The sequence below is a fragment of the Chitinophaga tropicalis genome (genome assembly GCF_009758205.1).
Classification (GTDB): Bacteria; Bacteroidota; Bacteroidia; order Chitinophagales; family Chitinophagaceae; genus Chitinophaga; species Chitinophaga tropicalis.
Genome location: NZ_WRXN01000001.1, coordinates 710,507 through 724,087 on the forward strand (window position 1 = coordinate 710,507; position 13,581 = coordinate 724,087).

9 protein-coding genes are annotated in these 13,581 nt (G+C 46.5%); 5 read left to right on the forward strand and 4 right to left on the reverse strand.

The window, feature by feature from the left end:
- Window positions 1-75: 75 nt before the first annotated feature.
- Complete coding sequence (gene obgE, locus GO493_RS03015) at window positions 76-1,077, reverse strand: GTPase ObgE (protein WP_157304624.1); 1,002 nt, start codon at window positions 1,075-1,077, stop codon at window positions 76-78.
- A gap of 167 nt (window positions 1,078-1,244) precedes the next feature.
- A complete protein-coding gene (locus GO493_RS03020; protein WP_157304625.1) occupies window positions 1,245-1,832 on the reverse strand; it encodes an adenylate kinase in 588 nt (195 codons plus the stop codon).
- 361 nt (window positions 1,833-2,193) lie between these two features.
- Here GO493_RS03020 and GO493_RS03025 point away from each other — a divergent pair, with 361 nt between their 5' ends.
- Window positions 2,194-5,211, forward strand: coding sequence for a glycoside hydrolase family 3 N-terminal domain-containing protein (locus GO493_RS03025; protein ID WP_232538721.1), 3,018 nt, complete (start codon window positions 2,194-2,196; stop codon window positions 5,209-5,211).
- A gap of 94 nt (window positions 5,212-5,305) precedes the next feature.
- Here GO493_RS03025 and GO493_RS03030 read toward each other — a convergent pair whose 3' ends face one another.
- A complete protein-coding gene (locus GO493_RS03030; RefSeq protein ID WP_157304627.1) occupies window positions 5,306-6,433 on the reverse strand; it encodes an ATP-binding protein in 1,128 nt (375 codons plus the stop codon).
- A gap of 366 nt (window positions 6,434-6,799) precedes the next feature.
- Window positions 6,800-7,246 carry a hypothetical protein gene (locus tag GO493_RS03035; RefSeq protein WP_157304628.1) on the reverse strand — a complete coding sequence of 149 codons (447 nt, stop codon included), beginning with the start codon at window positions 7,244-7,246 and terminating at the stop codon, window positions 6,800-6,802.
- A gap of 147 nt (window positions 7,247-7,393) precedes the next feature.
- Between GO493_RS03035 and GO493_RS03040 the strand changes: the two genes are divergently transcribed.
- The 4 genes from GO493_RS03040 to GO493_RS03055 all read left to right on the forward strand — a co-directional run bounded on the left by GO493_RS03040 (window position 7,394) and on the right by GO493_RS03055 (window position 13,576).
- A complete protein-coding gene (locus GO493_RS03040) occupies window positions 7,394-8,488 on the forward strand; it encodes a COX15/CtaA family protein (RefSeq protein WP_232538722.1) in 1,095 nt (364 codons plus the stop codon).
- A gap of 103 nt (window positions 8,489-8,591) precedes the next feature.
- Window positions 8,592-10,820 carry a patatin-like phospholipase family protein gene (locus GO493_RS03045; RefSeq protein ID WP_157304629.1) on the forward strand — a complete coding sequence of 743 codons (2,229 nt, stop codon included), beginning with the start codon at window positions 8,592-8,594 and terminating at the stop codon, window positions 10,818-10,820.
- Between the two features lie 209 nt (window positions 10,821-11,029).
- Entirely contained in the window at window positions 11,030-12,844 is a 1,815-nt protein-coding gene (gene typA, locus GO493_RS03050) for a translational GTPase TypA (RefSeq protein ID WP_157304630.1), read from the forward strand.
- 108 nt (window positions 12,845-12,952) lie between these two features.
- Window positions 12,953-13,576 carry an alpha-ketoglutarate-dependent dioxygenase AlkB family protein gene (locus GO493_RS03055; RefSeq protein ID WP_157304631.1) on the forward strand — a complete coding sequence of 208 codons (624 nt, stop codon included), beginning with the start codon at window positions 12,953-12,955 and terminating at the stop codon, window positions 13,574-13,576.
- Window positions 13,577-13,581: the final 5 nt, after the last annotated feature.

A 13,581-nucleotide genomic window follows, 5' to 3' on the forward strand; every position in this document is an offset into this window, starting at 1 on the left:
TGCCCTGTTTCACATAAAAAAGACGCTTTGACCGAAGGTCAAAGCGTCTTTTTTGTACAATTTATCCGCACAGAGCTATTTATCATTAGCATTCAACGCCTGCCAGAGCATATCCTTCAACTGCGGCAATCCCTGTTGCGTCACAGAAGATATAAACACATGCGGCACATTATCCGGCAACTCTTCCGCAATCGCCTCCCTGAGCTCATCATCCAGCATATCGCTCTTACTGATAGCCAGCAGGAACTGCTTATCCAGCAACTCCGGGTTATATTGTTCCAGCTCATTCACCAGTATCTCAAAATCCTTACGATGATCGCTGCTATCTGCCGGTATCAGGAACAACAGAACGGGGTTCCGCTCAATATGACGTAGAAACCGGTGTCCCAGGCCTTTCCCTTCATGCGCCCCCTCAATGATACCGGGAAGATCGGCAATACAGAATGAACGGTCATTCCTGTAAGGCACCATCCCCAGGTTAGGCGTGAGGGTGGTAAAAGCATAATCAGCTATTTTAGGTCTTGCAGCAGTAATGGTAGACAGCAGGGTAGATTTCCCGGCATTCGGAAAACCAACCAATCCCACATCCGCCAGCATTTTTAACTCCAGCGCCTTCCATCCTTCCTGTCCCGGCATTCCAGGCTGTGCATATTCCGGGGCCTGGTTGGTAGGAGATTTAAAGAAGTTGTTACCCCGTCCGCCCTGACCACCGGGTATCCATATCTCTTCCTGGCCGTCATGCAGTATCTCCAGCTCCATTTCCCCGGTCTCTTCATTAAAGGCCTGCGTGCCCAGCGGTACTTCTATGATGATATCTTCACCATTGCGGCCGGTACTGTTATTGTCCCTTCCGTTACCACCATCTTCCGCAACCACATTCTTATACCACCGCAAATGCAGCAGCGTCCACAACTGGGAGTTCCCTTTCAGGATAATATGCCCGCCTCTGCCGCCATCACCACCATCCGGACCAGCTTCAGGATTGTATTTTGTACGCATGAAGTGAGCGCTGCCCGCACCACCCTTGCCGGATTTACAGTAGATCCTTATGAAATCAACAAAGTTGCCTCTTTCCAAAGTAATTGATTTGATTTATGCTGAATACTCCGGGCAAACATCCCTGTAATACCTTCAGCGTTAAATATAAAAACGCAAAGATCGTTAAGTTCAGTCATTTTACTACGCTTTGCGCACTAAAATGCTCACTTACAATCTTTGCGTTTAAAATGTATGCTGAGCGCCTGTTATACTTTTTCTTCTACCAGGCTTTCAATTTCCTTACTTAAACGTTCAAAAATCTCGTCAACGGTGCCTTCACCCTTGATCTTCTTGAACTTACCATATCTGGAATAATGGTCAGCAACAGGAGCGGTCTTATTATGATATTCCACTATACGGGCTCTGATCACCGTTTCGTTGGCATCATCACTACGGCCGGAGGTAGCGCCTCTGTTCAGCAAACGGCTGATCAGCTCGTCTTCCGGAACTTCCAGCGCCAGCACATTGGAAATAGCCGTTTTCTTTAATGCCAGCAGCTTGTCCAGCGCTTCAGCCTGCGCTGTGGTACGGGGAAATCCGTCAAAAATAAAACCCCTTGCTTCCGGGTTGGCATCCAGTTTGGAACTGATCATACCAATTACAACTTCATCTGGTACCAGCAGACCCTGGTCCATTACTTTTTTGGCTTCCTGTCCAAGCGGTGTTTTAGCCTCGATTTCGCTACGCAGCAAATCGCCGGTAGAAAGGTGGATAAGACCAAATTTGTTAATCAGGTTAGCACTTTGTGTGCCCTTACCGCTACCGGGAGGGCCAAATAAAATGATATTGACCATGTGTTTAAAGAAACTTTAGCAAGACTGCAAATATAGCAAACAATTGAATGTATAGGTAACTAAAATTACAGTTGCTTGAATAATGTAAAATATTTAAGAAATTTACTAGATATGTTTCAATGATTTGCTGTAAATAATGGAATATTTTTAAGTAGTTCGAAGGCATTCCGCGGCCAACGGGGTCACAGGATTCAGACTTTTCTTTAAAATACCTGGTAAATATAACCATTTATACTGCCAGAATACGGCTGTCAATAAAACTATCATGTGAAAAAAATAACCACTCAACCATAAAAAAGTCAGGTCTCTGGAAACATATTATTTCTTTAGATTAATTAATTTGTAAGTTTAGACGATGATTATGAAGCAATTATTGATCTTAGGCCTCTCCGGCTTATGCCTGGGAGGAAGTGTGATGCACGCAACGAAAAAAAAAGGACCAGGCCCTGCAAAGGTGCAGACCAGTCAGCTGCATAAAGCCATAAAGAAAGAATTCAAGGCCGTAAAACAGGAAAGTGATGCTAACCGTTGGGTAGATAGCGTTTTTGAATCACTGAACTCTGATGAGCGTATTGCTCAGCTCATTATGATCAGGGCTCACTCCAACCTGGGGCCCGACCACGTCAGGAAAGTCACCCAGGATATCCTGGACAATAAAGTAGGAGGGCTCATTTTCTTCCAGGGAGGCCCCGTACGCCAGGCAAATCTCACCAACTACTACCAGTCCATCTCCAAAACACCCCTCATGATAGCGATTGACGGGGAATGGGGGCTGGGCATGCGGCTGGACAGCGTCATAGCCCTGCCCCGCAACCTCATGATAGGCGCTGCGTCAGACAGTACCCTGGCCTATAAGGCCGGCCAGCTCCTGGCAAAACAATGCCGCAGAATGGGTATTCATGTGGATTATGCGCCGGACATGGACATCAACAATAATCCCAACAACCCGGTTATCAACGACCGTTCCTTTGGCCAGGATAAATACCAGGTAGCCCGCATGGGAGTGCAGATGATAAAAGGTATGCAGGACCAGAATGTGATGGCCGTGGCCAAACATTTTCCCGGCCATGGAGATACCGACGTAGATTCTCACCTGGACCTGCCCACCATCCGCAAAACAAGGGCCCAGCTGGACTCTCTTGAGCTGTACCCTTTCCGTAAAGCCATAGAGGCAGGTGTACAGAGTATCATGATCGCACACCTATATGTGCCGGCTATAGACAGCACACCTAATACTCCCACCTCTATCTCCTATAAGACCATCACCGGCCTGCTGAAAGAAGAAATGGGCTACAAAGGCATAGTGATCACAGACGCACTGGAAATGAAAGGCATCGCCAAGTTTTACAACGGGGGAGAGGAAGCCGCCCAGTCCCTGCTGGCAGGTAATGACATGATGATGCTGCCCTCTACGGCAGAAGGAAGCGTGGATGCCATCAGAAGAGCGATCAGGAAAGGCCTGATCTCCTGGGATGAAGTGAACAAAAGAGTGAAGAAGGTATTGCTGGCAAAATATAACCTGGGATTGAACAAACCACAGGTCATAGAAACCGCCAACCTGGCGAACGACCTGAACGCAGCAACAGATACCCTTACCAGGAGCATAGCAGAGAACGCTCTGACCCTGCTTAAGAATGACAACAATCTTATTCCCTTCAATCAGCATACGCCCGGTAAAGTAGCTGTCATTGCAGTAGGTGCAGATGTGAATAACGCATTCGTACAAACGCTGAAACAGATCCGTCCGGATATCAACTCGTATATCTTCACTGCCCGCCAGTCTGATGCCCAGGTAACACAGGTGGTAGAAAGACTGAAAAAGGATTACCAGGCAGTGATCGTTGGGTTACATAACTATGGTCGCCGGCCGGCAAACAACTTTGGCATCAGCAGGGCTGAACGCCTGCTGCTTCAACAGCTGCAGCAGGAAATGCCTACAGCAACGGTAGTGTTCGGGAACCCTTACGCTATCCAGTATTTCTGTGATGCCCCTACCATAGTGGCGGCTTATGAAGATGATGAGGTAACTCAGAAGGCCGCAGCTCAGCTGCTGTTCGGACAGCTGCCGCCTAAAGGACGGCTGCCGGTTACAGTCTGCCAGAATTTCCCTTATGGGTCAGGTATCGTTACTGTTCCCAAACCAGCCGTAGCGCAGGCAGAACTGCCACGCGTAAAACCAGAAACAGTGGGTATGAGCAGTGAAGTGCTGAGGAAAATAGATGTTCTGGCCAAAGCGATGATAGATAAGGGAGCAGCTCCCGGCTGCCAGGTTATGGCGCTGAAAGACGGGAAAGTAGTATACGAAAAGACCTTTGGTTATTTCGATTATAGTCAGCGTGAGCCGGTAACGGCCAGTTCGGTATATGACCTTGCCTCCGTGACCAAGATATGCGCCACCACACTTTCTGTGATGCGCCTGTATGATGAAGGTAAGCTGAGCCTGGATGCCAGATTGGGAGATTATCTTCCCTGGGTGAAAGGCAGCAATAAGGAAGGGTTGAAGATCCGTGATATACTGCTGCACCAGGCAGGACTGGTAGCATTTATTCCTTTCTATAAAGAAGTGATGACGCCGGCAGGTTATCCTGACACCACGCTGTTCCATAGTTATGCAGACTCCACCTACAGCGTAAGGGTGGCAGAACATATGTATATGAAGAACAGTTATGTGGATACTATGTACCGCCGCATCCTGGATAGCCAGCTGAATCCGCGTCCGGGATATGTATACAGTGATAATGACTATATCTTCCTCGGTGAAATAGTGGAACAGATCACCGGTAAGAAACTGAACCGTTATGCAAGGGAAACTTTTTATGAACCCCTGGGACTCAGCACTACAGGGTTCCGTCCAAGAGAACGCTTCCAGTTATCGCAGCTGGCGCCTACTGAGAATGAGCGCACTTTCCGCCGCCAGTGGATCCGGGGGGATGTGCATGATCCGGGTGCCGCTATGTTTGGTGGTGTGGCTGGCCATGCGGGCCTCTTCTCCAACGCAGAAGACCTGGCAGTATTGATGCAGATGCTGCTGAACGGCGGTAGTTATAATGGCCGTGAATACATCAAACCGGCAACGCTGAAACTGTTCACTGCGTATAACAGTAGTATCAGTCGCCGGGGACTGGGTTTTGACAAACCTGAAAAGGATAATGGTAAACATGGTGAGGCTTATCCCTGTAAGAGTGCATCACCGCTTACTTATGGTCATACCGGGTTTACGGGTACCTGTATCTGGGTAGATCCGCAGTCGCAGATCGTATTTATTTTCCTGAGTAACAGGGTATGTCCGGAAGGAGGAGATAATAAGAAGCTTATGACCATGCATGTAAGGGAGAATATGATGCAGGTGCTGTATGATGCAATGGCAACGAAGAAGTAATTTCCTTTTGGTTTCGACTTTATTTCGCTATAAAGCAAAAAGGAACATCATCCGATGTTCCTTTTTGCTTTTATTTACAGTACTTATTTTAACCCTACATCCCTATAAATTCTTCAATATTTTCAGGTGAGACAATCTTTGTACCTGCATTGGGATAATTTTCTGTAAATGTCTGTGGAAACCTGACTTTTTCCGTCTTACTCCATTTAAATTCAAACGCTTCAAGTCTGTCACTTGTTTCTTCTATTAAATCTATCTCCTGTTGTTGCGTTGTTCTCCAAAAATAATGTGCAGTATCTGTATTTTGGTAACGTAGCGTTTTTATACGCTCTGCAATTACAAAGTTTTCCCACAATGCCCCCACATCAGTTCTGGAATTTACAGGCTTGAAATTATTGATAATGGCATTGCGGATACCGCAATCATAAAAATACACCTTCTTCCCTTTTTTAATCTCATTGCGAACATTGCGGTTAAATGCCGGCAGACGAAATACCACAAAGGTTTTCTCCAGCAGGTCAATATATTTATCAACAGTTTTACTGTCACTTCCTATCGTTTGACCTATTTCTTCATACTTTATTTCACTACCGACCTGTAATGCAAGAGCTTTCAGAAGCTTTTCGAGTAATAAGGGTTTTTTTATCTGATCCAACATCAGCAAATCCTTATACAGATAGCTATTTGCCAGCAGTTTCAGTAATTCATGCTCTTCTCCCTGTTTTGTAACAATTTCAGGATAATATCCATAAACCATCCGATGCTCAATTAAGCGTTTTTCCTGCAAAAGTCCGTGGTGTTGCACCATCTCCGAAAAGCTTAACGGATATAGCATGAATTCATATTTTCGACCTGTCAGCGGCTCGTTGACGTGGCTCGATAATTCAAATGCCGATGATCCTGTCGCTATCACCTGGACATCTTTAAGCTGGTCCGTAAATAATTTCAATGTGAGACCTATATTCATGATCCGTTGAGCCTCATCTATAAAAACAAGCTTTTTGTTACCCATAATAGCGCTCAGTTTTGCCGATGTAGTATTTGTAAGAAGTTCTCTTACATCAGCATCATCCCCATTCATGTATAGCCATTCCTTCTCCTGGGCATTTAATAATGCTTCCGTTAATGTTGATTTCCCTGACTGGCGTGGACCAAATATTATGACAGCCTTACCTTTAAAAAGCCTTTGCTGGATCTTTGTTTCTAATATTCTCTTTATCATGTAAGAGGATTACAATCCCTAAATTACATAATATTTCTGGATTACAATCCGGTAATATTATGATTTCTGAATTGAAAATCCTATTATCTTCTACGCAAGACCAAACTAAACTGATTATAACAGACTTATTATTAGCTTAATAAGATCTTTCCGGCACAACTGGATATGCCGCTACTTGATTTTTTACGTGATGCTTTTAGTGTTATGGGGGCCGGTAAGATATGCCTTGGACGGAGAAAAGTAATACTGGATCTGGATTTTAACAATTAGGGCCGGCCCGGTAAATTTTCATTTTCATAGGCAATAGTGACAAATGAAATATGCTTTCCCAGCCATTCACCTGTCACTATTTTATAATAGCAATATCTATTGTACGGAAACTGTTCTGTTAATACTTGTTTCAGTCCTGATATCTATTTTCTTCTCCGCCAGCCTGGTCTTTCCTTTCCTGATCTCAAAAATATAATTCCCATCCTGTAACTCCTGCATATTGAACTTCGCTTTGTAAACCAGCGTAGCAGGCACTGTTTCCTGGTGAAGTGTATAATTGTTACCGTCTTTAATAGACAAAGTGATCTTTTCAGATCCCGGATTCTCGATGGTTACTTTGAATATCAGCGCATCTCCTTCTCCTATCTGCGCAACATCCAGTTTAAAGGCATTCACTGTAACAGGCTCCTCCTCATGATGGGGAGTGTTTATTTTGTTGTATGCATAGGTATATGCCTGGGCCTTCGCAAAAGATATGTTTAAAAAAAGGATAGCTGCTAATACTATACCCACTTGTTTGGGTATAAACTGTATGTGTTTCATACAAAAATGTTTGTTTTTGTTAGATGATGTTATAATCTTCTTTTTTCAGGGTCGTATTAGCTAATACAATGGTTCCTTATTCCGCCGCAAAGATCAGTGAGCCAGGTTAACGGAATATTACGCCGGTGTTAAGAAAGCATTATCAGTATGGGGCATACATTTAACGATATTGCCCTACCTTTGCTGGCGTTTATGGAAAGAACGACATTACAACAGCATAGGCCGGTGGCTGTCTGGCTGTATACAGGCGTAGGAATGGTTATTATCCAGGTATTGCTGGGGGGCATTACCAGGCTTACAGGTTCAGGATTGTCTATTACAGAATGGCAGCCTTTATTGGGTGCGTTACCTCCTATGAATGAAGCTGCCTGGCAGGAAGCTTTTGATAAATATAAGCAGATTGCACAGTACCAATATGTGAACAGCCACTTCACCCTCTCTGACTTTAAATCTATCTATTTCTGGGAATGGCTGCACCGCGACTGGGCCCGTCTGATGGGTGTTGTTTTCGCCGTGCCTTTTATCTGGTTCCTGGTAAAGAAAAGAATAGACCGCACCATGGTAAAACCGATGGTCATCCTGTTCCTGCTGGGAGGCCTGCAGGGTGCAATAGGCTGGATCATGGTAAAGAGCGGGCTGAACGTTGAAGATCTGTATGTAAATCATATCAGGCTGGCTATTCACTTTATAGCAGCATTGGTGTTGTTGTGTTATATACTCTGGTTTGCATTGCGTCTCAGCACTCCGGTAAAAGAGGTGTTGCATGTACCTGGTCTCCGCAACCTGAATATATGGTTACTGGCGCTCCTCACTTTACAGCTTATCTATGGGGCTTTCATGGCGGGCCTGCATGCAGCCCTGGCTGCAAACACCTGGCCGGATATCAATGGCATGTGGTGGCCGTCAGGAATGTTTACCCAGGGAGGTTTTCTCTCAGATGTAACACATAATATGATCACTATTCAGTTCATTCACCGCGGACTGGCTTATGTCATTACTGTCCTGGTAGCGGTATGGTGGTGGAAGGCCTCTGAAACGCCGGAGCACAGCCTGTTGCACCGGGTACGTTACCTGCCTTTACTGCTGGTGCTGCTGCAGGTAATGCTGGGTGTATTGACGTTGCTGGGCAGTCAGACAAAGATCCCGCTGCTGCAGGCTATTCTGCATCAGTTTACCGGGATGCTCCTCTTGCTGGCATTGATATGGACGTTGTTCTTAAGTAATGCGAAAAGAGTGAATTAATCTTTTTTTCCCGCTCTGAACATCAAAAGAAATTCAAACTAACACCTTCCTCCAACAAGGTATATTACATTTTTTCGTAAGTTTAGTGTAATTGCGATTACGGATGAAAGTGAAATCTCTGCTGGTCAAATTCTTTTTTTCTTTTCCTATACAGCTGTTCTTGCTGCACTTCCGCAAGTACCAGGTGTTACTGATCTTCTGGGCTATTCTTTTCAGTACGATCAACGGAGAATTTGCTAAAGTATTCGGAGGCGACGCCTTATTCCTTGCCCCGGAATACCTGGGAAAAGTGAATTTCTACAGCACTACAATCCTGGGGCTGGCAACCGGCTTGTTTGTAATGAGCTGGAACATCACGACCTTCATTCTCCATACCGGCCGCTTTAAATTCCTTGCCACAACCACACAACCTTTTTTCAAATACTGCCTGAACAACTCGCTTTTTCCCCTGGCATTTATGCTGAACCTGCTTTTCCGCGGATGGGAATACCAGCGCTATCAGCAACTCAGCTCAGTACCGGAAATATTACTCCTCACAGAAGGCTTCATCTGCGGATACCTGTTCATCGTTTTTTTCTCTTTCTTTTATTTCTTCAACGCCGACAGGAATATTGGCCGCCGGCTGGAAAAGAAGTTCGGCAATCCCCGCAATTTCCTGCGTATGGTGCTGAAACCCACACAGGAACGCGATGAGAATGCCCTCCGGGTACATAACTATTTCAACTCCCCCTGGAAGATACGCCGTGCCAGGAATGTAGATCACTACAACAAGCATTACCTTGACAGCATCCTCAAACAACACCACTTTGCAGCTATGATCACCGTAGGCCTGGCGCTGGTGTTCCTGGTAATGCTGGCTTACCTGATGGAGTATACAGTTTTCCGTATCCCTGCAGGCGCCAGTGTCATGATCTTCTTTGCTTTCCTGATAGGGGTGGCCGGCGCTTATGCTTACCTGCTGCAAAGCTGGGCCATTCCTGTAGCGCTGGTCCTGCTGTTTATGCTGAACTGGATGGTAGAGCATAACCTGGTAGATAACCGGAATAAAGCCTATGGCCTTAATTACCGCCAGCGGGCAAGCAGGCCGGAATACAGCGTTACTGCATTACAGGAATTTTTTACTACCGGCAGAGCAGAAAAAGATAAAGAGGAAACAAAAAAGATCCTTGAAAACTGGAAAGCCAGGAACAGTACCGGGCAGAAGCCTAAACTCATTGTCATCAACTTCAGCGGGGGAGGCCTGCGTGCCGCTACCTGGAGCATGAATGTATTACAACGGCTGGATACCCTGATGAAGGGAAAGCTGATGGACCATACATTTCTGATGACAGGCGCCTCCGGTGGTATGATGGGAGCCTCCTACTTCCGCGCGCTCTACATGGAAAAAAAGAATGGACTGCCTGTAAACCTGCAGGATAGCTCATATACAGAACGGATCTCCCGGGACCTGCTGAACAGCGTGTTCACCTCCATGGCGGCAAACGATTTTATCACTCCTTTCCGGAGCTTTCAGATAGGCCAGAACCGCTATGCAATAGACAGGGGATATGTCTTTGAAATGCAGCTGAATAACAATACGGATAATGTGCTGGCAACTACTATCAATACCTACCGGGAACCGGAACAGCAGGCCAGGATACCGATGCTGATATGGAACGCCACTATCAATGCAGATGGCAGGCGCCTTATTATATCACCCCAACCGGTCAGCTACCTCTGTGCGCCGGAATACGATACCACTATCCGTAAAGTGCGGGATGTGGACGGAGTGGACTTCACACAGTACTTTGCCGGCCAGGATGCGCTGAACCTGCGGGTTACCAGCGCTATCCGCATGTGCGCAACATTCCCTTATGTACTGCCCAACGTATTCCTGCCCAGTCATCCCATAGTAGATGTAATGGATGCCGGGATACGCGACAACTTCGGGCAGGAAGTATCCGCCCGCTTCCTGTTCGCATTCAGGCACTGGATCAATGAAAATACCAGCGGAGTGATCTACCTCCAGATAAGGGACACCCGTAAGAATGATATCAAATCCATTAAACAAACCATGAAGCTGAATGATATGATGTTTGACCCCCTGTTCACCATGCAGCAGCACTGGAGCGCTATGCAGGATTTTGTACAGGACAATCAGCTGAACTTCCTGGAAGGATACTTCCCCGGAAAATTTCATCGTATCATTTTCCAGTATGTGCCGCAGAAAGAAGATAAGGCCGCAGCGCTGAGCTGGCATCTTACATCGAGAGAGAAGATAGATATTGCCGGTGCTCTGGACAATCCTGCCAACCAGGCGGCTTTTGATAGTGTCATGCACCTGATCAGGTAAATGCTGACCCCGCTGCATTTTCCCAATGTATAATTAAATCCTGTTTATAACCCCTTAACCATCATTCAGTTAAAGCTATATCCCGGAATCTGGCAAAACGATTACAATTATTTAAACCACTATCCCCACTTTTTCCACATTTTATCCTAACTTTGCGCCTTCTTTTGGCCGGCCTGATAGAGAGCGGTCAGAACTATTTAACAAGATTTATGAATATCCGTAACATAGCAATCATTGCGCACGTAGACCACGGTAAAACTACCCTGGTTGATAAAATCCTTCACCACACCAACGTTTTCAGGGCCAACCAGGAAACAGGTGAGCTGATCATGGATAACAACGACCTGGAAAAGGAACGTGGTATCACCATCCTTAGTAAGAACGTATCTGTTGAGTACAAAGGGGTGAAAGTCAACGTAATTGATACTCCGGGCCACGCCGACTTCGGTGGGGAAGTAGAAAGGGTGCTGAAAATGGCGGACGGTGTGATCCTGCTGGTAGATGCCTTTGAAGGACCTATGCCTCAGACTCGTTTCGTACTGCAGAAAGCGCTGCAGCTCAACCTGAAACCTATCGTGGTTATCAACAAGGTTGATAAAGCCAACTGCCGTCCTGACGAAGTACACGACGCCGTATTCGAACTGTTCTTCAACCTGGACGCTACAGAAGATCAGCTGAACTTCCCGACCTATTACGGTTCCGGTAAGAATGGCTGGTTCAACGATTCATTAACTCAATGTGAAGATATTACCCCGCTGCTGGATGGTATCCTGAAACATGTTCCGGAACCCAGGATCCCTGAAGGGAACCTGCAGCTGCAGATCACTTCCCTGGATTACTCTACCTTCCTTGGCCGTATAGCCATCGGTCGCGTAGCTCGTGGTTCTATTAAAGAAAACCAGCCTATTTCACTGGTACAGACTGATGGCAGCATCAGGAAGTCCCGTGTACGTGAACTGTACACCTTTGAAGCGCTGGGTAAAAAGAAAGTAACAGAAGTACTGGCTGGCGATATCTGCGCAGTGGTAGGCCTGGAAGATTTCAACATTGGCGATACCATCGCTGATTTTGATGAACCGGAAGCATTACCTGTTATCAGCGTAGACGAACCTACCATGAACATGATGTTCAGCATCAACAACTCTCCGTTCTTTGGTAAAGATGGTAAGTTCGTAACTTCCCGTCACCTGCGTGACCGTCTGATAAAAGAAACTGAGAAGAACCTGGCGCTTCGCGTTGTAGATACTGACAGTGCTGATAGCTTCATGGTATATGGCCGTGGTATCCTGCACTTAGGCGTATTGATCGAAACTATGCGCCGTGAAGGTTTTGAATTGACTGTAGGTCAGCCTCAGGTAATCCTGAAACAGGTTGACGGCAAGAAATGCGAACCTTACGAAACACTGGTAGTAGACGTTCCGCAGGAATTTGCAAGTAAAGTGATTGACCTGGTAACCCGCCGTAAAGGTGAGATGCTGATCATGGAAACCAAAGGCGACATGCAGCACCTGGAATTTGAAATTCCTTCCCGTGGTCTGATCGGTCTGCGTACGCAGATGCTGACAAACACCGCAGGTGAAGCTGTAATGGCCCACCGTTTCAATGATTACAAACCCTGGAAAGGCCCTATCCCCGGCCGTAACAATGGTGTGCTGATCGCTAAGGAAGCCGGTACAACTACTGCTTACTCCCTGGATAAACTGCAGGACAGAGGTTTCTTCTTCGTAGATCCGGGAGAAGAAGTGTACAAAGGCATGATCATCGGTGAAAACAACAAACCCGGCGATCTGGTAGTAAACCCGAACGAAGGAAAGAAACTCACCAACATGCGCGCCAGCGGTAGTGATGCTGCCACCAGCATTGCTCCTAAAACCCTGATGACCCTGGAAGAATGTATGGAGTATATCCAGCATGACGAGTGTATCGAGGTTACGCCTAACAACATCCGTATGCGTAAAACCATCCTGGATGAAGAAGAGCGTAAGAAATATGCTAAAGTGATGAAAGCTGACGGCGTAGCTTAATAAGAAAGTTATACAGATTCAGATATAACCGTCCTGTGTAAAAGCAGGACGGTTTTTTTATGCCCCTACACGCATATATGCTGCGCAGCGGCTGCTTATATTTGTAACATGGACCCGCAATTGCCATTCTTCAGCGAACCCGGAAGCCACCTCATCCCATTAAAAGATGGAGAACTGGTTTACTTCCCCCACCTGTTTTCCGGGGAGGAAGCAAACCTCCTGCTTAAAGCACTGCTGGAAAACATCCACTGGCAACAGGAAAGTATGATGATGTATGGCAAGCAGGTGCTCTTTCCCCGGCTGATGGCATGGTTTGGAGACGCCGGCAGCAGCTATTCTTTTTCCGGTAAGACCTATCATCCTTTTCCGTGGACAAAAGACCTGCTCTACATTAAAAACCGCATAGAAAAGGAAGCAGGAGTAACCTTCAACAGCGTACTGGCCAACCGCTACCGTAACGGACAGGACTCAATGGGCTGGCATGCGGACGATGAGCCCGAACTGGGCCGCGACCCTGTCATCGCCTCTGTCAACCTGGGAGCCTCCCGCCGCTTTATGCTGCGGCATAAAACAGAGAAAGACCAACGCTATGAACTGGAGCTGCAGCACGGATCGCTGCTTATTATGAAAGGCGCCCTGCAACACCATTGGCAACACCAGGTGCCTAAAACGACCAGACCTCTGGGAGAGAGGATCAACCTCACCTTCCGGGTTATACGACACACATGCTAACAGCA

Bases quoted from the DNA above. Each gene is read 5' to 3' on its own strand.
- GO493_RS03020 (WP_157304625.1), bottom strand. From the start codon at position 1,832: ATGGTCAATATCATTTTATTTGGCCCTCCCGGTAGCGGTAAGGGCACA.
- GO493_RS03025 (WP_232538721.1), top strand. From the start codon at position 2,194: ATGAAGCAATTATTGATCTTAGGCCTCTCCGGCTTATGCCTGGGAGGA.
- GO493_RS03030 (WP_157304627.1), bottom strand. From the start codon at position 6,433: ATGATAAAGAGAATATTAGAAACAAAGATCCAGCAAAGGCTTTTTAAA.
- GO493_RS03035 (WP_157304628.1), bottom strand. From the start codon at position 7,246: ATGAAACACATACAGTTTATACCCAAACAAGTGGGTATAGTATTAGCA.
- GO493_RS03040 (WP_232538722.1), top strand. From the start codon at position 7,394: ATGGGGCATACATTTAACGATATTGCCCTACCTTTGCTGGCGTTTATG.
- GO493_RS03045 (WP_157304629.1), top strand. From the start codon at position 8,592: ATGAAAGTGAAATCTCTGCTGGTCAAATTCTTTTTTTCTTTTCCTATA.
- typA (WP_157304630.1), top strand. From the start codon at position 11,030: ATGAATATCCGTAACATAGCAATCATTGCGCACGTAGACCACGGTAAA.
- GO493_RS03055 (WP_157304631.1), top strand. From the start codon at position 12,953: ATGGACCCGCAATTGCCATTCTTCAGCGAACCCGGAAGCCACCTCATC.